Genomic DNA, 24,916 nt, shown 5'->3' with positions numbered 1-24,916 from the left:
GAATCGATAAATTCCTCCAATAAATGGAAATTATAATGGTTTTTTTTCGGGAATTCCCGCTTTTCGAGGATACTGTAGCGGTGAATTTCGTTGTTTTTTAATATAAATAACGGCGCGAACATCCTCCGTCTCCGGCAGCTTGACAGGATAAACGTCTGCGACCTCACCGCCCAATAAGGCTATTGCCCCCTTCGCCTCCGCCACTTCTTCCCGAAAACGGGCACCCTTTAAAGCAATAAAATAACCGCCCGGCGCCACAAAAGGCAGACATAACTCGCAAAGAACGTTCAATCTGGCAACAGCCCGGGAAACCGCAATCTGATATTGTTCTCGCAGAAATTTTTCCCTGGCGGCATCTTCAGCCCGGCTATGAAGCAGTCGAACCTGAGACAGCTGCAAACGATCCACAACTGCCTGTAAAAATAGCAGCCGTTTATTGAGGGAATCCAATAAAGTCAATGTAATGTCCGGACGAAAAATTTTAAGAGGCAGACCGGGAAATCCGGCTCCTGTCCCCACATCAATCACCTTACAGTCAGTTGGAAAATATTTTTCGTGATAACAAGACAAAGAATCAATCATATGTTTAACCGCAACTTCCTTGGGTGCTGTAATGGCTGTCAAATTCATTTTCCCATTCCATTCCACCAGCAGCTCAAAATAGGAGGCAAAAGCTTGCTGCTGAGCCGCCGTGAGAACCATACCGTATTGAATTGCCGCCTGCTTCATTTCTGCCGCAAAATTCATCCATCTTCCCCCCTGCGCCGCTGCTGCTCCAAATGCACCATTAAAATGGCAATATCCGCCGGTGATACGCCGGAAATACGGGCAGCCTGACCTACCGATAAAGGACGAATCTTTGCCAGCTTCTCCCGCGCCTCCAAGCCCAAGCCGGTGATCCGGCTATAATCCATAGCAGCGGGAAGCTGTTTCATCTCCAATTTTGCCGCCCGTTCCACCTGCTCAAATTGCTTTTTAATATATCCCTCGTATTTTATAGCAATTTCCACCTGCTCCCGAACAAAGGGCGGTATATCAGGCAATGAAAATTGTTCCTTTAACTTACTATAATTCAGTTCCGTCCGGCGCAGAAGATCATACAGCGTACTGCCTGTCCGTAATTCCGTTGATCCCAGAGATGCCAGTTTTTCCTGAACTTCCCCGCTGGGAAGAACCGGTGTATTTCTTAATCCAGCCAGCACCTTTTCAATGGCTTCCCGCTTGGCGGTAAATCGCCGATAGCGTTCCGCCGATACCAGTCCCAACTGCCATCCCTTTTCCGTCAGCCGCAGATCCGCATTATCCTGCCGCAAAATCAGCCGGTATTCCGCCCGGGATGTCATGATCCGATAAGGCTCATTCGTTCCTTTTGTGACCAAATCATCAATCAGAACGCCAATGTATGCATCGGAACGGGACAAGACAAACGGCTCCCGGCCCAATACCGTCAAAGCCGCATTAATGCCGGCAATAATCCCCTGAGCCGCCGCTTCCTCATAACCGGAAGTCCCATTAGACTGACCGGCGGAAAATAAGCCGGAAATCTGCTTGAATTCCAAGGAAGGGAAAAGCTGGGTAGGATCAATGCAGTCGTATTCAATCGCATAGCCAGGACGCATAATCTGCACATTTTCCAATCCGGCAATTGTCCGCAGAAATTCATACTGAACATCAATGGGCAGACTGGTGGACATTCCCTGGACATACATCTCCTGAGTATGCAATCCTTCCGGCTCCAGGAACAACTGATGAGCCGTTTTTTCGGCAAAGCGGACAATTTTCGACTCAATGGAGGGACAATACCTCGGTCCCACTCCTTCAATCACCCCGGTGTACATGGGTGCCCGGTGCAAATTTGCCCGAATAATTTCATGCGTTTTTTCATTGGTATATGTCAGCCAGCAGGGGACCTGAGCCCGAGTCGCGATATCACTCATAAAAGAAAAATTATGAATCTCCTCATCGCCCGGTTGAATAATCATCCTGGCGAAATCCAGGGAACGCCGGTCAACCCGGGCCGGCGTTCCTGTCTTAAACCGCATCAGCCGGATGCCCAATTGCTGCAGCGAAGAAGTAAGCTTTGATGCGGCCCGCTGTCCATTGGGCCCGCCGGTATAAGCCACTTCGCCGATAATGATCTTGCCCCCTAAATATGTTCCAGTAGCCAAAATTACACACTGGCTGCGATATACTTCCCCGGTTTCAATCTGAATGCCGGTTACCGCACCATTTTCCACTAAAATATTGTCTACCAGCAGCTGCTTTACCGCCAGATTATCCTGCCGTTCCACCGTTTCTTTCATAGCAGCCTGATAGACCTTTTTATCCGCCTGAGCCCGCAGGGAATGAACCGCAGGACCCTTTGCCGTATTGAGCATTCGCATTTGCAGACACGTTTTATCGGTATTGATTCCCATCTCGCCGCCCAAGGCGTCGATTTCTCTTACCAAATGGCCCTTCGCCGGTCCGCCGACAGCCGGATTACAAGGCATCATGGCGATATTATCCATATTTAATGTTGTCAGCAGTGTCTTACAGCCCAGCCGGGCTGCAGCCAAAGCCGCCTCACAGCCTGCATGGCCGGCGCCGATTACAATCACATCATAGGTTCCTACTACAAACACAACCATTCATCTCCCTACTTACCAATACAAAACCGGGTAAAAATCTGCTGAATCATATCTTCGCCTACAGTATCGCCGGTGATCTCCCCCAGCTTGTCCCAGGCATCGCGTAAATCAATAACAATGCAGTCCGGCGGCATACCAGCATCAATCGCTGCTAGGACATCCTGCAAATGTTGCCGCGCCTGACTCAGTAAATCAGCCTGACGCAGATTATTCACAAACCCTCCTTCTCCCTGCTGCAGCCGGCCCCCATAAACCATATCCACAATACACTGCTCCAGCTGATCCAGCCCCGTGCCTGCCGTAACAGAAATCCACAGTATTTGCTGATTTGGCACCAAAGCGGAAACAGTTGCCAAGTCAAGAACCTGAGGCAGATCACTTTTATTAATCAGCACCACCGCCTGACGTCCCTTTAATAAAGTTAATATCTCCTTATCTTCTACTGATAACGCCTGAGACGCATCCAGGAGCAGCAAAACCAGATCCGCTTTGGCAACAAACTGCCGGGCCCGTTTCACACCCAGCTGTTCTACTACATCAGCCGTTTCCCTGATTCCAGCCGTATCGACGATCTTAAGGGGTACACCGCGGATATTCACATATTCTTCAATTACATCCCGGGTCGTTCCCGGAACATCAGTAACAATGGCCCGCTCTTCCCCCAGCAATGCATTTAACAAACTGGATTTTCCCACATTCGGTTTGCCAATAATCACCGTTTCCAAACCGTCTCGCAAAATACGGCCTGTCTGTGCGGTTGCCAGCAACCGCTCCAGATCGGTTAAAACAGCAGCTGCCTGTCGGGCAGTCTCAGCAGCCGTCAATTCCTCAATATCTTCCTCCGGAAAATCAATCGCTGCTTCCAAATGGGCAACCATGCCTAAAATCTCATGGCGCAATCGGTGAATCGCAGCGGATAACCGGCCTGACAATTGACCCATAGCCATACGCAGCGAAGAATCCGTTTTCGCCCGGATGACATCCATAACAGCTTCCGCCTGCGTCAAATCAAGACGTCCATTTAAAAAAGCCCGCTTGGTAAACTCACCCGGATCGGCCAGTCGGGCACCGGTCAGCAGCGTCAACCTTAAAATATTTTTTAAGGGTACGGACCCGCCATGGCAATGTATTTCCACCACGTCCTCCCGGGTATAGGACCGGGGAGAACGCATCACCAAAAGCAGCACCTCATCAATGAACGCTTCCGACTGAGGATCAACAATATGTCCATAAGCCGCTTGGTACGATCCAATATCTTGCACTTTCTTCCCTTTAACCCCGCGAAACAATCTGTCGGCGACAACTAACGCCTGAGGGCCGCTTACCCGGACAATGCCAATTCCGCCCTCTCCCGGTGCCGTAGCTATCGCACTGATAGTATCTTCCTCAAACACCTGATTCACTTCCTGTTCTGTAACAATCAAATGACTGCCCGAAACTGCGGCAAAACCCAGTAATAATAAATATTATTACTGGGTTTTAGCATACGCCAAAATAAACAAAACTACACAAATCCGTTACAAGCGAATTTATCGCTTTAAAGCAATCACTACTTTACGATACGGCTCGTCCCCTTCGCTATAGGTCATAACCCGATGGTCATCCTGCAGCGCCATATGAATAATCTTCCGTTCATGGGGACTCATCGGCTCAAGCACAATCTTATCGCCATACCGTTTTACTTTTTCCGCCAGCCGGTACGCCAACCGGTTTAACGTTTCCGTTCGACGTTTGCGGTAATCTTCCACATCCAAAACAATGCGGACTCTTTCCTCCGAATCCCGATTGGCCGCTAAATTCGTTAAATATTGCAGCGCATCCAGAGTCTGACCGTGTTTGCCAATCAAGATTCCTAAATCAGCACCGCTTAAATCAAATTTAACCCCATCCGAATCCTTACTGATTTCAATCTTTACCGTTAACTTCATCTGTTCAAAAATCTGCTGTAAAAACTCGCTGGCGACAGCGACCGAATCTATTGGCTTCACCGTTACTCTGACTTTAGCCGGCTTACAGCCGATAAAGCCGAATAACCCTTTATTAGGCTCCTCTACAACTTCATAGTCAACACGATCCGCTCCAACGCCAAGCTCTGTCAGAGCTAGTTCTACCGCCTCTTCGATGGTTTTACCGGTCATTTCCACAGAAGTCATGGTATCAATTAGCCTCCCCTTTATTCACAGCCGGTTCACGGTACATCCACCACTGTTGAGCAATCTGAATAATATTGCTCATCACCCAATATACAACCAAACCTGCAGGGAAAGTCGTACTGATGTAACCGATAAACAACGGCATAAAAATCAGCATCATTTTATTTTGCTGCGTCATCTCAGTAGAAGTCTGTTTCTGCATCCAATAAGTTGACGCGGCCGATAACACGGGAAGAATATAGGTCGGATCTGCTTGCGACAAATCCTTTACCCACAAAAAAGTAGGAATGTTTACATAACTAAAATCACGAATGGCATAAAAAATTCCAATCAGAATCGGCATCTGTACCAATAGAGGCAAGCACCCGGCCAAAGGGTTCACACCTGCCTCCTGATATAAAACAGCCATTTCTTTTTTCAATTTTTCCGGTTTGTCTTTATATTTTTCCTGCAGTTCCTTCATTTTCGGCTGCAGAATCTGCAAACCTTTCATCGATCGAACTTGTTTTGCCGTTAACGGGTATAAAGCCATCTTGATTACAATCGTCATTAAAACAATTGCCAAACCATAATTCGCCAAACCAACTATTTCCGTCAAATGATAAAAGAAGGTCAAAATATCCTGAAGTATACCGATACCATAATCGACCAAAATCTCACATCCTTAATTACAACAATATATTATTTATTCAAATAGGGTCATATCCGCCAGGATGAAAGGGGTGGCACTTCAAAATCCGCTTTACAGCCAATATTCCTCCCCGCAAAACCCCATATTTTTCGATAGCCAATATTGCATATTCCGAACAAGTCGGAATAAAGCGGCAAGTAGGCGGCTTTAAAGGAGAAATAAATATCCGATAAAATTTGATGAGCAAAATAAGCATCTGTTTCACAGCCATACCTACTTTTTTAATAAAATTCGAGCTTTACCGCATAAATCCAAAAAAGCCCTGGTTACCGCCGGTAAATCAGCTTTCACCATGGCCTGACGGCCTACCAGCACTAAATCAACCCCCTCATTCGTGAGACGAGCCTGATTCAGCCGGTAAACCTCGCGCATCAGGCGTTTTACCCGATTGCGGACAACCGCTTTTCCCAAACGCTTGCCGGCGGTAAAACCAATTCGCCGTCCACTGCCAGCCTGAGGTAAAACATATACCACCATCATTCGGTTCGCATAAGATTTTCCTGTCCGGTATACTGCCTGAAAGTGTTTATTGTTACGCAATACATTTTGTTTTAATAACTTATATTTCATATATACATCATCCTGCCGCTACACAAACCGAAAAGTCAAACTATTTTCCGTTTATGCAAAAAATAGGCCACTGATGGGCGGCCTATTATGCGGATAACTTTTTACGGCCTCTAGCACGTCTCTTTTTCAGTACAAGACGGCCCCCTTTAGTTTTCATACGCTCACGAAAGCCATGTGTTCTTTTCTTCCATAAAGTGTTAGGTTGATAAGTACGTTTCATTTATAATACACCTCCCTCATCAAAACGCGGAAACACCCAGGTTAAAATATTACAATCTTAACTATTAAAAATTATAGACTAGTCAATTGCCAGTGTCAAGGAAATAACGCCGATCCTTTACCGATATCCAAAGCTATTTTTTTTGCCTGCTTCATTCTTACTAAAAAACTGTTGATAACTTGGCCATGTTTTGCTAATATAAAACATGAAAGATATCCACATTCTTTCCACAATTGCGAATTTATCTACATAAAACATTTGGTTACTCACATTCTTTTGAAGTTATATACAGTTTTATCCACAGCAGTGAATAACTTTACGACTTTAGAAAATACAAAGCTGAAACCATACGTAATTCGCTATTGTATTTTTTTTTCGTTAATTTATTCCTATTTTATATAGTTATACACAGGTTGTGGATAATAATGTGTATAACTTATGTCACTTGTTATTACATTTTGTTGATATTTTCCTAACGAAAGGACTGAATATATGGAAAACCTGCAATTAGCGGCCCTATGGGAACAAATACTACGGGATTTAGAGCAAGAATTATCAAAATTGGTATTTGATACCTGGATTAAACCAACTGTTATTTTATCCTTATCCGAAACGGTTTTAGAAATCGGCACACCAAAACAAATCATGAAAGAATGGATAGAAAACCGCTACTTTGACCTTATTACCGATACGGCAAGACAAATTATTAAACGGCCAATCCAATTAAAAATTACAAATATGAATTTAACCGATGAGACCACTCCCAGCAAAACAACTAAAATAGCTCCCGAATTGACCGATACCACCCAGCCGGCAAAAAATTCTCCGACTGCCGATCAACCGGCCCCGCTGCCGATTTCCCAGCCTCTCTGGGAAAATGAAACCCAACAAGCTCAAACAATGGGAGCAGCAACACTGTCAACAGATGAACCAATGGCGGTATTAAATCCGAAATATGTCTTTGAAACCTTTGTCATTGGTAATTCCAACCGCTTTGCCCATGCTGCTTCCCTGGCCGTTGCCGAAGCGCCGGCTCAGGTATACAATCCCTTTTTTATTTACGGCGGCGTAGGTCTGGGAAAAACCCATCTCATGCACGCCATTGGTCATCGAATATTACAAAATCATCCTAAAATTAAAGTTTTATATATTTCCAGCGAAAAATTTACCAATGAACTGATCAACTCTATTCGCGATGGCAATCCGGAAAGTTTTCGGCAAAAATATCGTAATATTGATGTTTTATTGGTCGACGATATTCAATTTTTATCAAAAAAAGAACATACCCAGGAAGAATTTTTCCACACCTTTAACACCTTGCATGAAGCCAATAAACAAATCATTATTTCCAGCGACCGTCCTCCCCGGGAAATTCAAACTCTGGAAGACCGGCTGCGTTCCCGGTTTGAATGGGGCTTAATTACCGACATTCAACCACCTGATCTAGAAACCAGAATTGCGATTTTACGAAAAAAAGCTATGCTTGAAAACTTAAATGTCCCCAACGATGTTATGGTGTTTATCGCCAGCCGGATTGATAATAATATTCGTGAACTGGAAGGCGCCTTGATCCGGGTCATGGCTTATGCTTCCTTAACGAAACAAAGCATTGATATTGATTTGGCAACCGAAGCCCTCAAAGATATTTTCCCCAATGGCCGGCCAAAACAAATCACCATGGAACTTATTCAGGAAATAGTTGGCTCACACTTTAAAATAAAGATTGATGAATTATTAGCGAAAAAACGCACCCGCAATGTGGCTTTTCCCCGGCAAATCGCCATGTATTTGTGCCGTGAGCTGACTGACACTTCCTTGCCGCGAATTGGAGAAATGTTTGGCGGCCGGGACCACACTACCGTTATCCACGCCCATGATAAAATCAGCCGGGAACGAAAAGAAGACAATAAATTAAATAACACTATTAACGAACTCATAAAAAAAATTGAAAGTGTATAACTCTGTTTATATCCCCGGAACATCCCTGTAGATACTTTGTTCATAACTTGATAACTGGTTTTTCTTGTGAATATGTGGATAACTACAGTTAGCATTATACACAAGTTATACACATTGCAATTAACCTTCGCTCCTTTACTTCTTCCGCTTATTCACATATTCACAGCGCCTACTACTATTACGACTATTTTTATAGATTATGTCCTAAACCGTAATAATATACAAAAATTCATATCCCTGAACAATGTAAATCCAAATTGGAGGTTACAACATGAAAATCACCTGCAAAAAAGAACAGCTGAATACCGCTGTTCAAACTGTTCAAAAAGCAGTATCAACAAAAACACAATTACCTATTTTAACTGGTATTTATCTGGCTGCAGCTGATAACTCACTGGAATTACAAGCCACTGATTATGAAATAGGCATGAGCTGTACCATTGACGCAATCGTCGAAGAACCGGGAAATGTTGTATTATCTGGAAAATATTTTCAAGAAATGGTTCGTCGTCTTCCCGGGGATACAATTAACATCTCGTCCTCTACAGAAGACAGAACCATTAAAATAACTGCAAACGCCGCTCAATTTAATCTTTTAAGCATGCCAGCCGAAGAATTCCCGGTTTTGCAAAAACAAACAAGTGAGCAAGTCGTAACAGTCAAAGACAATGTATTGAAGGAACTGATTAAAAAAACCGTCTTTGCCTGTGCCGCTGATGAATCAAGACCTATTTTCACCGGCGGTTTATTGGAAATTAATCAGGAAAATATTATAATGGTAGCTACCAATACCCACCGTTTGGCTCTCAAAAAAGATATTATTGAAAACAATTCAGCCAGCGTGAAAATGATTATTCCGGCTAAAATTATGAATGAGCTGGCAAGAGTAATGGTTTCCGAGGTTCCTCTGGACGTTCAAATCCACTGGCTGAGAAATCAGGTCGCTTTTGCTTTTGATAATGTATACATGATCTCCAGATTAATTGAAGGTCAGTTTCCTGACTATACTAAAGTCATCCCGCCTAATTTCGCCACAACTGTTAAATTAAATACCCATGATTTTCTTGATGCAGTAGAAAGAGCTTCTTTATTAGCCCGTGACGGTGATTATAATATTATTCGTCTGTACTTTAAAGAAAATTCTGTCATTATTACCTCTAATAACCCTGAAGTCGGTAAAGCCTGTGAAACAGTGGCGGCGCAAATCGAAGGAAATGAGCTGAAAATTGCCTTTAACGCCAAATATATTACCGATATTCTGAAAAATATCGCTGCCGAACAACTGATTTTTTCACTGAATACTTCCTTAAGTGCGGCGAGTATTCAATCATCGGAAGATGAGGATTATATTTATATCATTACTCCGGTGCGGACCAACTAAGTAAAGGAGTTTGTTGCATGGAGAAAATAGAAATTACCACGCCAACGATTCAATTGGATCAATTGTTAAAGTGGGCCGGTATTGCCGAGACCGGCGGACAGGTTAAAATCATGCTGGCAGACAGTCTTATCCGGTTAAACGGAACACTTGTCAAAGAACGCCGAAAAAAAATTCATCCTGATGACGTGGTGGAAATCAAAGGGGTGGGAATATGGAAAGTAAAAGCCGTTTAAAGGTATTTCTATGCAGGTAAAAAAACTGGTATTGCATAATTACCGCAATTACATAGATCTAACATTAAATTTTAATCATCATATTAATATATTTATCGGCCCGAATGCCCAGGGAAAGACTAATATTCTGGAAGCCATCTATTTTGGCGCTATGGGCCGCTCTCACCGCACGAATCTGGAAGGAGAGCTGATTCGCTGGAATCAGGCAGCTGGTGGAATACAAATTGAATTTTCCCGCTTGGATATCGCGAATCATTTAGCTTTTAAACTAATACAAAACCAGAATAAGGAAATACTATTGAATAGTCACCCGGTAAAATCCCGGGATTTGATTGGCGCTTTTAATGCTGTGCTATTTTCGCCGGAGGATTTGCTGTTAATTAAAGGAATACCGGCAGGGCGGCGAAAATTTCTTGATACTGAAATTTCTCAGGCAAGCCCGGCCTATTATCATCAATTGCTGCAGTACAATCGAATTCTTTCTCAGCGTAATCATTTATTGAAGAAAATCCGGGAACATAAAGCCAAGCCGGAACTCCTGGATACATGGGACGAACAGTTTGCGGCGGCAGCCGGATGGATCGTTGACAAACGCCGGCTGGCAGTGAAAAAGCTATCGATGCTGGCCAATTTGATGCATCGAAAGATCACCAATCACCAGGAGAATTTGGCTGTTACCTATCTTGTACAGGGGGTGGATCAGTCACCGGCTGATGATATGATAGCCTGGTATTGTCATCAACTGCCCATATTGCGGGAGCATGATATCTTTCGCGGCAGTACCGGTGTCGGACCCCACCGGGATGATCTGCAGTTGACAGTGAACGGTATCAATTTGCGCAATTTCGGCTCTCAGGGGCAGCAGCGGACAGGTGTTCTGGCGCTCAAACTGGCTGAATTGGAATTTATAAAATCCGAAACCGGTGAATATCCGGTTTTACTGCTGGATGATGTAATGAGCGAATTGGATTCTATGCGGCGCGAGCACTTGCTTTCCTTTATCCGGGAACGGGTGCAGACTTTTATTACGGCCACTGAGACAAAATATTTTCCGGAAAAACAAACAGGCCGTTATTATCAAGTGCTGCAAGGCAAGGTAACCGAATCCGACAGGAGTGGTCATTGTGTATAGTCTGCGGGATATATTGCCGCTGACGATTAAAAAGCTTGGGCTGCAAAAAAAATACAATGCCGAATCGGCGATTCAGCATTGGCAGGAGATAGTGGGCGAAAAAATTTCGACCCATGCCGCTCCGGTGATGGTGCAGCGGGGAGTATTGCTGATTGCTGTTTCCAGTCCGGTTTGGGGTCATCATCTTTCCATGATGAAGGCAGAAATTTTAAGTAAAATTAATCACTTTATTGGCGAGAAACTCATTGAAGATATCCGCTTTCAAGCAGGATATTTAAAAAATAGCCAGAATCAAGAACCTAATGAGCCGGAGCCGTCAATTCAGCAGCAGCTTCGTTCGTTGAGACTGGAAGAAACAGAGGTCAGCGCTGCTTATAGTCTTGTCGAGAAAATGCAGGATGAACAGCTGCGAAAAAAAATATTTCAGATTGTAAAAAAAGATCTGAAGCTAAAGAAAGCAAAGCAGCAGCGACAGTGGCATCCATGCATACATTGCGCCGCTCTTTGCCCACCGGAAGAACAGTACTGCGCCGTGTGTCAGCGGGAACGGAAAGAACAGGTGATTATTAAGGTTTCCCATTTATTAACGGAAGTGCCTTGGCTTACCTATCAGGAGCTAGGTCAATATATGAAGTGCAGCCCCCAGGAATATTCTTTAGGAAAAGAAATGCTGCTGACAGCTTTATTGCGGGATATCCATAAAGAAAGGGAAGACAAGCTGCAAATTTTAACACTGGTGATGCTAACCACAGGGTTGAAACCGGAAGCTGTTACCGCGGAAATGGTAACGACAACTCTGGAAAAGTTCAGGAGGAAAAAACATGTTTTTACACCTGGGAGCTGATATCGTTATTCCTTTAGCGAATATCATTTCCATTAATGATTTAAAGTCGGTGCGCTCCGTCATCAATAAAAATTTCATTCAAAATATGCGGGATAAAAAAAAGGTGATAAATGTTTCGGCCGAGGAGCCGAAAAGTTTTATTATCACGGATAACATGGTTTATTTATCAGCCATATCTTCCCTTACATTAAAAAAACGAGCCGGCTGTTTTTTAGAGCATGAAACAGAAGAGGAAGACGATAGAAATATTGGGGGGTAAAAATGGATAGCAATGAAGATATTACGGTGAACGGCCATTATGGTGCCGGACAGATTCAGGTTTTGGAAGGATTGGAAGCGGTACGCAAACGACCGGGAATGTATATTGGCAGTACCTCGGCCAGAGGTTTGCATCATTTGGTCTATGAAGTAGTTGACAATAGCATTGATGAGGCATTGGCCGGTTATTGCAATAAAGTGGATGTCATCATCCGTCAGGACAACAGCATTATCGTTATGGACAATGGTCGGGGTATTCCGGTGGATATGCATGAAACCGGAAAACCGGCGGTAGAAGTCGTCTTAACCATTCTCCATGCCGGCGGTAAATTCGGCGGAGAAGGCTATAAAGTTTCCGGCGGTTTGCATGGGGTAGGCGTGTCGGTTGTTAATGCGTTAAGCACCTATATGGAAGTAGAAGTTCAACGGGATGGTAAACTGTATTCTATTACCTTTGAGCGGGGCAACACGGTAAAACCTTTGTCGGTGATCGGCACTACCGATTCCACCGGTACAAAGGTTACCTTTAAACCTGACCCGGAGATTTTTGAAGAAACGGTATATAGTTTTGATACCTTAAAACACAGGCTGCGGGAGTTGTCGTTTTTAAATAAAGGATTGAATATTACTCTGACGGACGAGCGGACCAATGTTACGGAAATGTATCATTACGAAGGCGGTATCGTTTCTTTCGTTCAGCATATGAATAAAAATAAAGACGTGATTCATCCTGAACCGATTTATTTGACAGGCTTCAAAGATACAACCATGGTGGAAATTGCCCTGCAGTATAACGACAGTTATGTGGAAAATTTATATACTTTTGTCAATAATATTAATACTCAGGAAGGCGGTACTCATCTCAGCGGGTTTAAGACTGGCCTGACCAGGTCGGTAAACGATTTTGCCCGTAAGCTGAACATGCTGAAGGAAGGCGATGAGAATTTAAGCGGCGAAGATATCCGGGAAGGATTAGCCGGTGTCATGAGCTTAAAAATACAGGAACCCCAGTTTGAAGGCCAAACAAAAACCAAACTGGGCAACAGTGAAGTCAGGGGCATTGTCGACAGCATTGTTTCCGATGGTTTAAATGAATTTTTTGATGAAAACCCGGCTGTTACCAAAAAAATTATTGAAAAAACCATTATGGCCTCAAGAGCCCGGGAAGCAGCCCGCAAGGCCCGGGAACTGACCCGTCGGAAAAGTGCTCTGGAAATCAGTTCATTGCCGGGGAAGCTGGCCGACTGCTCGATTAAAGACCCGATGCAGACGGAAATTTATCTGGTAGAGGGTGATTCCGCCGGCGGTTCGGCCAAACAGGGCAGGGATCGGCGGTTCCAGGCTATTCTGCCCCTAAGAGGAAAAATTCTTAATGTAGAAAAGGCTCGTTTGGATAAAATACTGAATAACGCAGAAATCAGGGCTATGATTACCGCTTTTGGCAGCGGAATTGCGGAAGAATTTGACATAGAAAAAAGCCGTTATGGCAAAATTATCATTATGACCGATGCAGATGTCGACGGCGCTCATATTCGTACTTTACTGCTGACTTTCTTTTACCGCTATATGCAGCCTCTGTTGGAAAAAGGCCGGGTTTATATCGCCCAGCCGCCGCTGTATTTGATTAAAAAAGGCCGGGAGCAATGGTATCTCTACAGTGATGCGGAGATGGACGAGCTGCTCAATCGAATTGGTCGGGAGAATATTGCGGTACAGCGTTACAAAGGCTTGGGGGAAATGAATCCGGAACAGCTATGGGAAACAACCATGAACCCGGAAGGGCGTACGATTCTTCAGGTCTCCATGGATGATGCCATGGATGCTGATGAAATATTTTCCGTTCTCATGGGAGATAAAGTGGAACCTCGCCGGAAATTTATTGAAGATAATGCTCAAAAAGTAAGAAATTTGGATATATAAACGTGTGTGAGTTTAGGCATAATGAAATTATGCAAGTATATACAATAAATATGAATTAATATAAAAAGTCTGAGATTAACTCTCAGGCTTTTTAATATAAATCAATCCGCACAGCGTATGAAGAAATAGATTTCACACTTTTGTTACATTTGATGCATACTTTTTATGCCTGTTTCCCAGTATAATGAGGATAATAATCGCTATCAAGGAGGCATTATGGTACGGGAACAGACGATATTAATTGTCGATGATGATATACAAATCCGAGAAATATTAGCTATGTATTTTGTCAAAGAAGGTTTTACTATTGTGGAAGCGGCGGACGGTGCGGATGCCATTCGTAAAGCGGAGCAGACAAAACCTAATATGGTTATTTTGGATATTATGATGCCGATACTGGATGGTATCGAAGTTTGCCGACAAATCAGGAAGTTTTCCCGTGTGCCGATCATCATGCTGACAGCCCGTGCTGAAGATGATGATCGGATTATGGGACTGGAGTTAGGGGCGGATGATTATATAACTAAACCCTTTAACCCCCGTGAGGTAGTAGCCCGGGTTAATGCCGTGCTGCGACGAGTACCTGACACCGAATTTATCAAAGCCGATATTTTACGCTTTACCAACCTGGAAATCAATATTAATGAACATACCATTACTACCTTTGGTCAAACTATTCCACTAACATCGAAGGAAATGGAACTGTTATGGTGTCTAGCTTCTCATCCCAAGCGAACTTTCTCTCGAGAAATGTTGCTGGAAAAAGTATGGGGATACACCTACTGCGGTGAAACCCGCACGGTGGACAGCCATATTAAACGCCTCCGGCAAAAGCTGGGAATAAAAGATACTTCACCTTGGAATATTCAAACGGTATGGGGTGTAGGATACCGTTTCGAGGTACGATCATGAAACATTCCTTGCAACTTAAACTATTATTCAGCTTTATGCTGGTGATTACCGTCCTATTAGGTGGCGTCCTACTAGGGGTATCGGCCCTCATCAAAGAACAAACATTAGCGGCCAAGCAACAAGAACTTATTGCCAAGGGGACGGAGCTGGCCGACAACCTAAAAAATTTTTATGACGAAACTGGCAGTTTGACCGGCCTGGATACTTTTCTGACTAACGCTGACAGCTACTTAGGCGCACGAATATGGGTACTGGACGCCTCCCGCCACGTGATTAATATGTCCGGCATGGGTAGGGGTCCTGGCTGGCCGATGAACGGCAGATTCGGACCGGGCAGTTCCGGACACCCGGGTATGGGATCTCAGATCCAGGGCGGTATGTACTCTATTATCAAGGAACTGGACCCGGTATTTGACGGCAAGGTATGGACCAAGACTTTCAACAACCCGTATTACGGTGAAAAGATGCTAGTCGTAGCCGTCCCCGTCACTTTGGCAAACGGTCAGGTGGGAGGGGCGGTGTTGCTGCATGCGCCGATAGCTGGCATTGACGCCTTTCTGCAGCACCTTTACTATTATATCGGCGGAGCGGGTCTCCTGGCCGTCCTGTTAGCGCTCTTGGTAGTCAATTATCTCACTTGCAACATTGTGCGCCCGCTTAAATCCATGCAGGAAACGGCTGGTGCCATGGCGCATGGTGATTATAATACTTTAGTCAAAGTAGAAACCAGCGACGAAGTAGGCCGTCTTGGGCTGGCGCTCAATTCACTTGCCCGGGATTTGTCAATCTATATTGTCGAACTGAATAAAATGGAAAAACTGCGTCGCGATTTCGTGGCCAATGTATCCCATGAACTCAGGACGCCGCTGACCATTATCCGGGGTTATAACGAGGCACTGCTGGACGGAACGATTAACGAAACCACGCAAATAAAAAAATACTATTGCCTAATGCGTGACGAAGCGGTGCGAATGGAACGACTGATTAATGATTTGCTGGATCTCAGTCGGCTACAGTCGGCTAAGGTCACCGCCGACAAAGAAAAGATACCATTGGAGGCGGTAGCCGACAGCGTAGTGCATATACTCAAACAACAAGCAGAACAGAAAGGAATTCATCTATTGGCCAATACCAAAGGGCCACTTCCTGCTATTCAGGCTAATGGCGATCGGATTATCCAGCTTCTATTAATTCTCTTGGATAATGCCATAAAATACACACCATCCGGCGGAAAAGTCACTATCACGACCTTTATTGATGGTGACACCGTATCGGTGCAAGTTGCCGACACCGGTGTCGGGATTCCATCCGAAGATTTGCCCTACATCTGGGAGCGTTTTTATAAAGTGAATAAATCTCATTGCCGGGACGACAGCGGCACCGGTCTGGGATTAGCTATCGCCAAGCAAATTATAGACCTGCATCAAGCTGCGGTGACAGTCACCAGCCAGATCGGTCAAGGTACCATTGTGACGATTCGTTTTCCCATAGTATAATGGCAAAAGCTATTCCGAAGATAGAATAAATAACGAATTCACACTTTTGTTACACTTTCTCCATACTTTCGCCTTAGTTATTGATTAAACTAAAATCAGTTGGGAAAATCCAACTGATTAATCAATATAAGGAGGTATACCATATGAAAAAATCTCTTCTCGTCGCGGTTGTCGGTTTATTGGTGCTCGCCTTTGCCGCTTCCATGGTGTTTGCCGCAACTCCGACTAACGTGCCCTCCTTCGCCTGCAACCAGGCGAATCTAACCGATGAGCAAAAGCAGGAGCTGGCTCCCCTCTTTAATCAAATGACCGACCTCAGAAAACAAATGTTTGAAGTCAAAAAGCAAGTCATTCAAAAACAAGTCGAATTCGGCAACCTGACCCAAGAGCAGGCTGACCAGCGTATCGCCTGGATGAAGGAACGGATTGACCAAGGTTTTCCCGGTCCCGGTATGATGAATAAGGGCCCCGGAATGATGCGCGGTGGCCCTGGTTTTGGCCCAATGTGGCAGCAACAAAATAATAAGTAATGCTCGTACAAAAAGCATCTTGTTACCGACAAGGTGCTTTTTGTTTTACAATCTTACTTGCATCATATCGGATTCCGCAGGTTGTTGAAGCGGGGGCCGAGAGAGTGGCAGCCTTTGTCATCAATGAAACCGGTCGGCAAAAAGACAAAAGAGTCGTCAACGTGTCGGCGTCATGACGGCTTTTGTCATTGCAATAAATTTTCTGGCTGCTTTGGAAAGATATCTGCCCTTTCGATAGGCAATGACAATTGTCCGCGTAGGCTGAAGATCTTCCAGAGAAAAATAAACAGGCCGTTCGGTCATATTGCCGAAACCAACCAGTGTATCCGGTATAAAAGTAATTCCCATTCCCGCTGCAACCAAAGCATGTGCCGCTTCAATGTTTTTTGTTTCAAGAATAATTTTTGGCTTGAAGCAAGCTCTTTTACACAACTCCAGAGCAACTTGATTCATTCGCTGGCCTTGCTTTAAGATAATAAAGGGCTCATCCCGCAGCATCCCAAGATTCAATTTGGGCCTTGCGGAAGAGCTGCCATGCGTGTGCGGCAGCTGCTGACACAAATAGTGATTGGGCGGAAGTGCGACGAATATTTCTTCGGTCATAATCGGATCATATGACATCAACTCTCCGGGAATCGGCAAGGTCATGATCGAAAAATCAGTAGCCCCGTTGATTGCCAGCTCTAGCAGCTCGGCCATGGTGCCCTCTGCAAGGCTGACGTCAATACCGGGGTAGTTTTTTTTAAATAACGGGAGAATGGTCGGTAAAAAGTAGGTGCTGCGAAAAGGAGAAATTCCGATCGTAATATGGCCGCGCTGGAGATTGGCGATATCGTCCATTTGCGATAATAATTGATCTTTTAAATACAATATATTTTTGGCTGTCTCTTCGTATAATTCTCCTGCATAAGTCAGCGTAAGGGGATTCGTTGTTCTGTCAAATAAACGAACGCCCAGCTGTTGTTCAACATTGGAGATGTATTGACTGAGAGACGGCTGAGATATATACAATTTTTTTGCCGCCTTAGAAAAACTTTTTTCTTCGGCTACTTTAAGCATATAATGCAATTGGCGAAAATCCAAGGCCGTTCCCTCCTATTCAATTTCATCCATTACTATAGGATAAATCATATACAATATATATATATTATAGTATTAGACCTATTTACCTCTTCATGATATAACAATAATAAGAACGAAACAATGCTGAATATACAAAAATTATTTAATATTTCAAATACGTTTTACTTTTATGTTCTTATTGGAGTACTTCCTAAAATACCGCAACATATATTCGCGCTTCGTTAATCAGTGATCACTGGAGACATTGGGGAGAAAATTTTGGAGGGGAGAATGTAGATATGTCCGATATCAGTACAGTAAAAAAGAAGGATATCTTGGGAATGAGTCATCGGCGGTTTTATTCCTTGTTGATTGTCGGCATTGTTTTGGCCGTATGGTTTGTGCCGACTCCCATTGGACTTAAGCCGCAGGCTTGGCATCTGTTCGCTATTTTCCTAGGCACGATCATTGCTTTTGTTGCTCAGCCGATGAGCACCGGTGCGATCGCGCTCATCAGTTTTGTGGCAGTTGTTTTGACTAACATTGTTTCGGCTAAGGAGGCTTTGGGGTATTTCAGTAACTCCAATACATGGTTAATCGTATCGGCCTTTATTTATGCCCGCGGCTTTATTAAAACCGGGCTGGGCCGGCGCATCGCCTTTTTACTTACAAAAGCTTTCGGTGACAAAACAATAAAACTGGCGTATGCTCTGTCATTAAGTGATTTGATCATGGCGCCTGCCGTCCCGTCTAACACGGCGCGAGCCGGCAGTGTACTTTTTCCTATCGTTAGGAGTCTCTGTTCAACCTTTAAATCAGAGCCGGGAGAAACATCGCGCAAGATCGGTGCCTTTTTGATCCAGTCCGTTTTTCAATGCAATGCCGTTACTTCCGCGACTTTTATGACAGCGATGGCAGCTAATCCAATGGTTGCCGAATTGGCAAGTACGACCTTGAATGTGAAAATATCCTGGGGCACTTGGCTCATGGGCGCTATTGTACCGGCTCTGTTGTCCCTAATCGTGATTCCTCTCATTCTGTATGCCGTATACCCGCCGGAATTGAAGCAAACGCCGGAGGCTCGTGTGATGGCATCAGAAGAACTTAGAAAAATGGGGTCACCCTCCTTTGCGGAAAAGGTCATGCTGGTTGTCTTTATTTTATCGCTTGTTTTTTGGTCAACATCCCAGTACACTGGACTTGATACGGTGATTATCGCCTTAGCGGCCATTTGTGTTCTGCTGATTACGGAGGTATTGGACTGGAATGATGTAGCCACAGAAAAAACGGCCTGGGATACTTTCGTTTGGGCCAGCATCGTACTCGGATTGGCGGGGTCTTTGGTTAAGGTCGGTTTTATCGCCTGGTTTGCCACGGGAGTGAGCACCGAGATTAGCGGGATCAGCGGATTTTATGCTCTGGCCATTTTACTTGTTGCTTACATGTATTCCCATTACGGCTTTGCCAGCTTGTCGGCTCATGTAAGCGCCATGTATGCCGCCTTCATCGCAGTCGCGGTTACGGCGGGTGTTCCAAGTCTTTTGGCGGCTCTGTCGCTCGGCTATCTTTCCAGTCTGTGCGCCGGATTGACTCATTATAGTACCGGACCGGCACCTTTGTATTTTGGCGCTGGCTATGTTGATCAGGGAACCTGGTGGAAATTAGGTTTTCTGACATCCATTACTCATTTGGTCATTTGGGTGGGAATTGGCAGCATCTGGTGGAAAATACTAGGGTTTTGGTGATATGTATAGTTTGTTTAAAGCGTATTAAAAAAGTGTCAGCCTTGTTCAATCTTGACGGGGTTAGCATTTAAACATCATAAAAAAAGAAGGTGGAGTACAAAATGATACTAAAAAAAAGCGCAATCGCGGGAACTTTGGAATCAAGTGATGCGCAAATTGCAATCGAACCCGGCAGTAACGGTATTGAACTGACTCTCAGCAGCAATGTGATGGGACAGTACGGCAAGCAAATCAAAACCGTGGTTTTAGAAACCCTGAAGCGATTAGACGTTGAAAATGCCAAAATCAGTGTTGTCGATAAGGGAGCGCTGGACTGTACTATTAAAGCGAGAGTGGAATGTGCCGTTTTTCGTGCCGCGGAGATTGTTGAAAATTTGCCGTGGGGGAGGAAAATGTAATGAAAAACAGATTACGCCGCACGATGATGTTTCTGAATGCACAGCGAGCCAGCTTAATAAAAGATGCTTATGTATATAAACCCGATTCCATTATATTTGATTTAGAGGACGCCGTGGCGGAAAATCAAAAGGATTCTGCCAGAATATCCCTGTATAATGCATTGAAGACGATTGATTACCGAGGGATAGAACGTGTGGTTCGTATTAATGGCTGGGATACTCCTCATGCCAAAGAAGATGTCAGAGCCGCGGTTGCCGCGGGAGCGGATACGCTGCGCTTACCGAAGACGGAAACGCCGGAAGATATCCTGGTGGTGGAAAAAGAGATTGAAAAGGCAGAAAAAGAATTTAATGTTCCAGTAGGGAAAACATTGATGATGGCGGCGGTGGAAACTCCACTGGGTGTAATCAACGCCTATAACATAGCCAAATGCAGTGAACGGCTGATGGGAATTGCCATTGGAGCAGGCGACTATATGCGGACGATGCATACAACGCGTTCAGCGGAAGGAATTGAAATGCTCGGGGCTAGAGCCCAGCTGGTTATTGCTGCCAGAGCAGCGGGAATTATGTGTTTTGATACGGTATATACGGATCTTGATAATATGGAAGGCTTTACAAAAGAAGTAAAGCTGATTAAACAAATGGGCTTTGATGGGAAATCTATTATCAGTCCGAAACAAATCCCCATTGTGCATCAAGTTTTCGCACCAACGCCAGAGGAAATTGAAAAAGCGGAAAAATATATCCGCGCTTTAAAAGCAAATTCAGAGGATGGTATAGGCGTATTTACTGTGGACGGACAAATGGTGGATGTGGCAATGCTTGAAGGAGCAAAACGGACAATAACACTGGCAAAGGCGTCCGGCATTTACGAGGGGGACTTATAATGATTAATAAAGTGGGCAGGGATATACCCGACGAATATCTAGTCAATGGCGTCGAAGCATTTCAGGGTCAGTATTATCGTACTGGCAAAGAATATAAAAAAGCCAGCCCTACAGTCAGGACATATATTGATCCTGCTCAAGATAAAGTGGTACCGACATTGAAAGAGGCTATTCAAAAATGCGGTTTAGAAGATGGAATGACGATTTCTTTTCATCATCACTTCCGCGATGGAGACTATATTGTCAATATGGTTGTAGAAACGATAGCTTCCCTGGGTATTAAAGATATTACGATATGCGCCAGCTCGCTGGGAGATGCGCACAATCCGATTGTCAAGTATATTGAAAATGGAGTGATTACCGGCATTTCCACCAGCGGCGTCAGGGGCCGGATCGGCGAGACAATCTCAAAAGGACGCTTAAAAAAAGCAGCGCTCATTCGTTCCCATGGCGGAAGAGTGCGTGCTATTGAATCAGGCGATATTCATATTGATGTTGCGTTCATTGGCGCTCCCTCCTCCGATGCCTGCGGAAACGCACGGGGCAAAGGCGGAAAAGCAAACTGCGGAGTTCTTTCTTACTCAATGGTAGACGCCAAATACGCCGATAAAGTGGTGGTAATTACCGATTGCTTAGTAGACTATCCGAATTTTCCCCCCAGTATTGAACAAGTAGACGTTGATTATGTCGTTGTTGTCGATGAAATTGGCGATCCGAAAAAAATAGCCAATGCTTTATTAAGGTTTACGGAAGATCCGCGGGAATTGATCATTGCGGAAACCGCTACCAAAGTACTGGTAAACACGCCATATTTTAAAGATGGATTTTCATTCCAAACCGGCGGCGGCGGTCCCTCATTGGCAGTTACCCGGTTTTTGAAACCTTATATGCAGGAAAAAAATATCAAGATGGGCTTTGCGATTGGCGGCATCACCAAACCGATGATCGATCTTTTAAATGACGGCCTGATTCGAACTATTGTGGATGCTCAGGATTTTGACACGACTTCCATTGAATCGGTTAATTCCAATCCGCGTCATTTTGAGATCTCTACTTCTCAGTATGCAAATCCGTTTAATAAAGGAGCATTTGTCAATAAGCTTGATTTTGTTATCCTTGGCGCGCTTGAAGTCGATACCAATTTTAATGTCAATGTCGTTGTCGGTTCCGACGGTATTTTGCGCGGAGCGCCGGGTGGACATGTAGATACCGCGGCGGGAGCAAAATGTTCCATCATTGTTGCGCCGTTATTGCGGGGCAGAATTCCGACGATTCGGGAAAGCGTAACCAGCGTTACGACTCCCGGCGAAAGTATTGATGTTGTCGTTACCGAAGTAGGCATTGCGGTAAATCCAAGGCGGCCGGATTTATTGGAATCTTTGACAAAAGCGAAACTTCCTGTCCGGACAATCGAAGATCTGAAAAACGAAGCCTATTCCTTGGTGGGCGTGCCGGAAAAAATCGAGTTCGAAGACAAAGTCGTCGCCTTGATTGAATATCGGGACGGAACAATCATTGACGTAGTCAGAAAAATTAAAGAAGAAGAATAAGGATAACCGGCTATCTGATCGTCTCAGATAATCCGTGCAGATACACAAAGTAGACTGTTCCCAGCGGCAATCTATTTTGTGTATTTTGCTATCTGGGGGTGTTAGATGCTATGATATAGCTAGATAGAGAAATCGCAGTCAGACGGGGAGGCGAACTAATGAAGGCAATCGATCAGGGAACATGCCAAACGTTAGACGATATTTTAAAAGCCAGAGATGAGCGGGCGGCATTGCAGAAAAGGTTATTGCAGCAATATAAAACAACATTAATATCGTTCAAATTAAATATTCCCGGAGAAATCAAATTTAATTACCTCATTAAGCGAATTTTTGATGAAGGCTTACAAGCCTTGCGATCCGAATTGGGCAAACGAAAACAGGTGCTGTTATTTGAAGAAGTGCAGTATAAAGACAGCGGTCCCGAGTTTTTCGGCACACTGGCAGCAACTGCGGCAGCGACTAAGCAGATAACATTGGATATTGAGGAAAACCACCCGCTGGGAAGATTATATGACTTTGATATTATCGATAAAACCGGAAAGCAATGCAGCCGGCAGGCTATGCAGAGAAATGAGCGCCGCTGTTTTCTTTGTGACCAACCGGCATTTGCCTGTGCACGGTCAAGAGCTCATAGTATTGAAGCGATGAAAAATAAAATTCAGGCAATGTGCGATGAATATTTCGGGATTGATGAGAGCGCTCTGAGAAAATAAAAATACAGGGGGTATACCGTTTTGAGTGAATATGGCGAATATGAAGAATCCCGCATCTATAAGAGTGACAAAAGACGTCTGCAGCAAGTGAATGACCTTTTGCTGCAGGAAGGGATACAAAAGGACGAAAATTTAGAATATACTATGGGGATATTTGATGGTGATCAATTAGTAGCGACCGGCTCATTTTTTAAGAATACATTACGCTGTTTGGCGGTGGATTCGCGGTATCAGGGGGAGGGCCTGCTGAATAAAGTTATGACCCACCTGTTAAATGTTCAGTACCAAAATGGCAATACAAGAGTTTTTCTATATACAAAATGTGATAAAGCTAAATTTTTTGCCGATATTGGTTTTTATGAGATCGCCAAAGTGGAAGGCATGGTCGTGTTTATGGAAAATAGGGCTAGCGGATTTAAGCAGTATCTCCGCAGCTTAGCTCAGGAGAACGTGCCGGGTCATTCCGTTGCAGCCGTAGTCATCAATGCCAATCCATTTACCCTGGGACATCAATATTTACTGGAAACAGCCGCCGCCGAGAACGATGTTCTGCATGTGTTCGTCGTGTCCGAAGATGTCTCCCTCGTGCCGTTTCAGGTCCGGTATGAACTGGTGAAAAAGGGAGCAGCCCACTTGAAAAATGTAGTGCTGCATGAAACCGGAAATTATATAATTTCCCACGCCACTTTTCCCTCCTATTTCATCAAAGATGCGGATTCGGTAATAGAAGCCCACGCAAAGCTGGATATTGAAATATTTAAAAATAAGATTGCTCCTGCCTTGGGTATTACAAAACGCTATGTGGGAGACGAGCCTTTCAGCCGCGTGACAAATATCTATAATACAATTATGCAAAGAGAGCTGGAAAAATCAAAAATGACTTGCATTGTGCTGCCGCGCAAGCAGTTTGGCGATACACCAATAAGTGCTTCCAGGGTACGACAATATATCCGTGATGGCCAGATTGAGGCAATAAAATCGCTGGTTCCGGCATCGACCTATAATTTTTTTGTATCCGAAGCCGGCGCTGAAGTGGTAAAACAAATACAACTTGCTGCCAATGTAATCCATTATTGAGCAGACGTGGCGACGATTCTTCTGTCTAAATTCGGAACATTGTGCTCACATTAATAATGCTCTTAGCCAAGTGCAATAAAAGTATGCCTACATGTTTACCAGGTGAACATTTAGGCATACTTTTATTGCACTTGATTTATTTTATCAACATAATGCTTAATCATGATGTCAATACACCAGGTAAACGATAAACGCGACTATTTTTTAATAACGGAAATAGAATCCTTCCTCGGGGGATAGTAACACAATCTTATTGTGTTACTATAAAATTTTCTATCTTTATAGTATAAAATACGCTTAAATAAGTCACGTTCCTCCTTGCTTTAAAAGAATTTTGTAATTTCATGTAAAAGTAACTTAATTAAGGTTATTTATCCATGGAAATAATAGCTAGTTTAACCAAATTAAAGTTAATTAATTAATCATTTTTACGCTAAAATGCACAATAACTGCAATGATGTAACACAATAAGATTGTGTTACATTGCCATATCGAGGTAAATATGACAATAAAAACATGTATAGCATCTTATCATACTAAAATGACGGTAGA

25 protein-coding genes are annotated in these 24,916 nt (G+C 44.1%); 16 read left to right on the top strand and 9 right to left on the bottom strand.

Annotation, left to right across the window (positions count from 1 at the left end; all coding sequences use genetic code 11):
* Positions 1–30 precede the first annotated feature (30 nt).
* From rsmG to rpmH, 8 genes are all read right to left on the bottom strand, one after another.
* A complete protein-coding gene (gene rsmG / locus ABFC84_14850; protein MEN6414019.1) occupies positions 31–747 on the bottom strand; it encodes a 16S rRNA (guanine(527)-N(7))-methyltransferase RsmG in 717 nt (238 codons plus the stop codon).
* Positions 744–2,624: a tRNA uridine-5-carboxymethylaminomethyl(34) synthesis enzyme MnmG gene (gene mnmG, locus ABFC84_14845; GenBank protein ID MEN6414018.1), complete on the bottom strand. Its 1,881-nt coding sequence runs from the start codon at positions 2,622–2,624 to the stop codon at positions 744–746. Before mnmG ends, rsmG begins: the two co-directional genes overlap by 4 nt.
* A 14-nt stretch (positions 2,625–2,638) precedes the next feature.
* Positions 2,639–4,054, bottom strand: a complete 1,416-nt coding sequence (gene mnmE / locus ABFC84_14840; protein ID MEN6414017.1) for a tRNA uridine-5-carboxymethylaminomethyl(34) synthesis GTPase MnmE — start codon at positions 4,052–4,054, stop codon at positions 2,639–2,641.
* Positions 4,055–4,159: 105 nt separating this feature from the next.
* Positions 4,160–4,783 (bottom strand): RNA-binding cell elongation regulator Jag/EloR, encoded by a 624-nt coding sequence (gene jag / locus ABFC84_14835; protein ID MEN6414016.1) that lies wholly within the window; start codon positions 4,781–4,783, stop codon positions 4,160–4,162.
* Between the two features lie 4 nt (positions 4,784–4,787).
* Positions 4,788–5,435 (bottom strand): YidC/Oxa1 family membrane protein insertase, encoded by a 648-nt coding sequence (locus tag ABFC84_14830; protein ID MEN6414015.1) that lies wholly within the window; start codon positions 5,433–5,435, stop codon positions 4,788–4,790.
* Between the two features lie 37 nt (positions 5,436–5,472).
* Positions 5,473–5,679 carry a membrane protein insertion efficiency factor YidD gene (yidD, locus tag ABFC84_14825; protein ID MEN6414014.1) on the bottom strand — a complete coding sequence of 69 codons (207 nt, stop codon included), beginning with the start codon at positions 5,677–5,679 and terminating at the stop codon, positions 5,473–5,475.
* A gap of 8 nt (positions 5,680–5,687) precedes the next feature.
* Positions 5,688–6,044, bottom strand: coding sequence for a ribonuclease P protein component (gene rnpA, locus ABFC84_14820; GenBank protein ID MEN6414013.1), 357 nt, complete (start codon positions 6,042–6,044; stop codon positions 5,688–5,690).
* Between the two features lie 85 nt (positions 6,045–6,129).
* On the bottom strand, positions 6,130–6,264 hold the full coding sequence (rpmH, locus tag ABFC84_14815; protein MEN6414012.1) for a 50S ribosomal protein L34: 135 nt from the start codon (positions 6,262–6,264) through the stop codon (positions 6,130–6,132).
* A 492-nt stretch (positions 6,265–6,756) separates the two neighbouring features.
* Between rpmH and dnaA the strand changes: the two genes are divergently transcribed.
* From dnaA to ABFC84_14765, 10 genes are all read left to right on the top strand, one after another.
* Positions 6,757–8,223, top strand: coding sequence for a chromosomal replication initiator protein DnaA (dnaA, locus tag ABFC84_14810; protein MEN6414011.1), 1,467 nt, complete (start codon positions 6,757–6,759; stop codon positions 8,221–8,223).
* Positions 8,224–8,494: 271 nt separating this feature from the next.
* Positions 8,495–9,604 carry a DNA polymerase III subunit beta gene (gene dnaN / locus ABFC84_14805; GenBank protein ID MEN6414010.1) on the top strand — a complete coding sequence of 370 codons (1,110 nt, stop codon included), beginning with the start codon at positions 8,495–8,497 and terminating at the stop codon, positions 9,602–9,604.
* Positions 9,605–9,621: 17 nt separating this feature from the next.
* Positions 9,622–9,837: an RNA-binding S4 domain-containing protein gene (locus tag ABFC84_14800; protein ID MEN6414009.1), complete on the top strand. Its 216-nt coding sequence runs from the start codon at positions 9,622–9,624 to the stop codon at positions 9,835–9,837.
* A gap of 10 nt (positions 9,838–9,847) precedes the next feature.
* Positions 9,848–10,969, top strand: a complete 1,122-nt coding sequence (gene recF, locus ABFC84_14795) for a DNA replication/repair protein RecF (GenBank protein ID MEN6414008.1) — start codon at positions 9,848–9,850, stop codon at positions 10,967–10,969.
* Positions 10,962–11,813, top strand: a complete 852-nt coding sequence (locus ABFC84_14790) for a DUF721 domain-containing protein (GenBank protein ID MEN6414007.1) — start codon at positions 10,962–10,964, stop codon at positions 11,811–11,813. Before recF ends, ABFC84_14790 begins: the two co-directional genes overlap by 8 nt.
* A complete protein-coding gene (locus ABFC84_14785; protein MEN6414006.1) occupies positions 11,791–12,072 on the top strand; it encodes a DUF370 domain-containing protein in 282 nt (93 codons plus the stop codon). The genes ABFC84_14790 and ABFC84_14785 overlap by 23 nt, the downstream gene beginning before the upstream one ends.
* Before the next feature lie 2 nt (positions 12,073–12,074).
* Complete coding sequence (gyrB, locus tag ABFC84_14780) at positions 12,075–13,991, top strand: DNA topoisomerase (ATP-hydrolyzing) subunit B (GenBank protein ID MEN6414005.1); 1,917 nt, start codon at positions 12,075–12,077, stop codon at positions 13,989–13,991.
* Positions 13,992–14,207: 216 nt separating this feature from the next.
* A complete protein-coding gene (locus tag ABFC84_14775) occupies positions 14,208–14,903 on the top strand; it encodes a response regulator transcription factor (protein MEN6414004.1) in 696 nt (231 codons plus the stop codon).
* Complete coding sequence (locus ABFC84_14770) at positions 14,900–16,399, top strand: ATP-binding protein (GenBank protein MEN6414003.1); 1,500 nt, start codon at positions 14,900–14,902, stop codon at positions 16,397–16,399. Before ABFC84_14775 ends, ABFC84_14770 begins: the two co-directional genes overlap by 4 nt.
* A 143-nt stretch (positions 16,400–16,542) precedes the next feature.
* The gene (locus tag ABFC84_14765; protein ID MEN6414002.1) at positions 16,543–16,929 is read left to right on the top strand and encodes a DUF2680 domain-containing protein; all 387 of its coding nucleotides are present in this window, start codon (positions 16,543–16,545) and stop codon (positions 16,927–16,929) included.
* Positions 16,930–17,085: 156 nt separating this feature from the next.
* Here the strand turns inward: ABFC84_14765 and ABFC84_14760 are convergent, their stop codons facing one another.
* Positions 17,086–17,997 (bottom strand): LysR family transcriptional regulator, encoded by a 912-nt coding sequence (locus ABFC84_14760; GenBank protein ID MEN6414001.1) that lies wholly within the window; start codon positions 17,995–17,997, stop codon positions 17,086–17,088.
* A 293-nt stretch (positions 17,998–18,290) separates the two neighbouring features.
* Here ABFC84_14760 and ABFC84_14755 point away from each other — a divergent pair, with 293 nt between their 5' ends.
* The 6 genes from ABFC84_14755 to citC all read left to right on the top strand — a co-directional run bounded on the left by ABFC84_14755 (position 18,291) and on the right by citC (position 24,364).
* Positions 18,291–19,736 (top strand): DASS family sodium-coupled anion symporter, encoded by a 1,446-nt coding sequence (locus tag ABFC84_14755; protein MEN6414000.1) that lies wholly within the window; start codon positions 18,291–18,293, stop codon positions 19,734–19,736.
* 101 nt (positions 19,737–19,837) lie between these two features.
* Complete coding sequence (gene citD / locus ABFC84_14750; protein MEN6413999.1) at positions 19,838–20,134, top strand: citrate lyase acyl carrier protein; 297 nt, start codon at positions 19,838–19,840, stop codon at positions 20,132–20,134.
* Entirely contained in the window at positions 20,134–21,024 is an 891-nt protein-coding gene (locus tag ABFC84_14745; GenBank protein MEN6413998.1) for an aldolase/citrate lyase family protein, read from the top strand. The genes citD and ABFC84_14745 overlap by 1 nt, the downstream gene beginning before the upstream one ends.
* Complete coding sequence (gene citF, locus ABFC84_14740; protein MEN6413997.1) at positions 21,024–22,574, top strand: citrate lyase subunit alpha; 1,551 nt, start codon at positions 21,024–21,026, stop codon at positions 22,572–22,574. Before ABFC84_14745 ends, citF begins: the two co-directional genes overlap by 1 nt.
* Before the next feature lie 158 nt (positions 22,575–22,732).
* Entirely contained in the window at positions 22,733–23,287 is a 555-nt protein-coding gene (gene citX, locus ABFC84_14735; GenBank protein MEN6413996.1) for a citrate lyase holo-[acyl-carrier protein] synthase, read from the top strand.
* Positions 23,288–23,308: 21 nt separating this feature from the next.
* Positions 23,309–24,364: a [citrate (pro-3S)-lyase] ligase gene (citC, locus tag ABFC84_14730; protein MEN6413995.1), complete on the top strand. Its 1,056-nt coding sequence runs from the start codon at positions 23,309–23,311 to the stop codon at positions 24,362–24,364.
* Positions 24,365–24,916: the final 552 nt, after the last annotated feature.

This window comes from Veillonellales bacterium (assembly GCA_039680175.1).
Taxonomy (GTDB): Bacteria; Bacillota; Negativicutes; order JAAYSF01; family JAAYSF01; genus JBDKTO01.
This window is presented reverse-complemented; position numbering and strand designations above follow the sequence as displayed.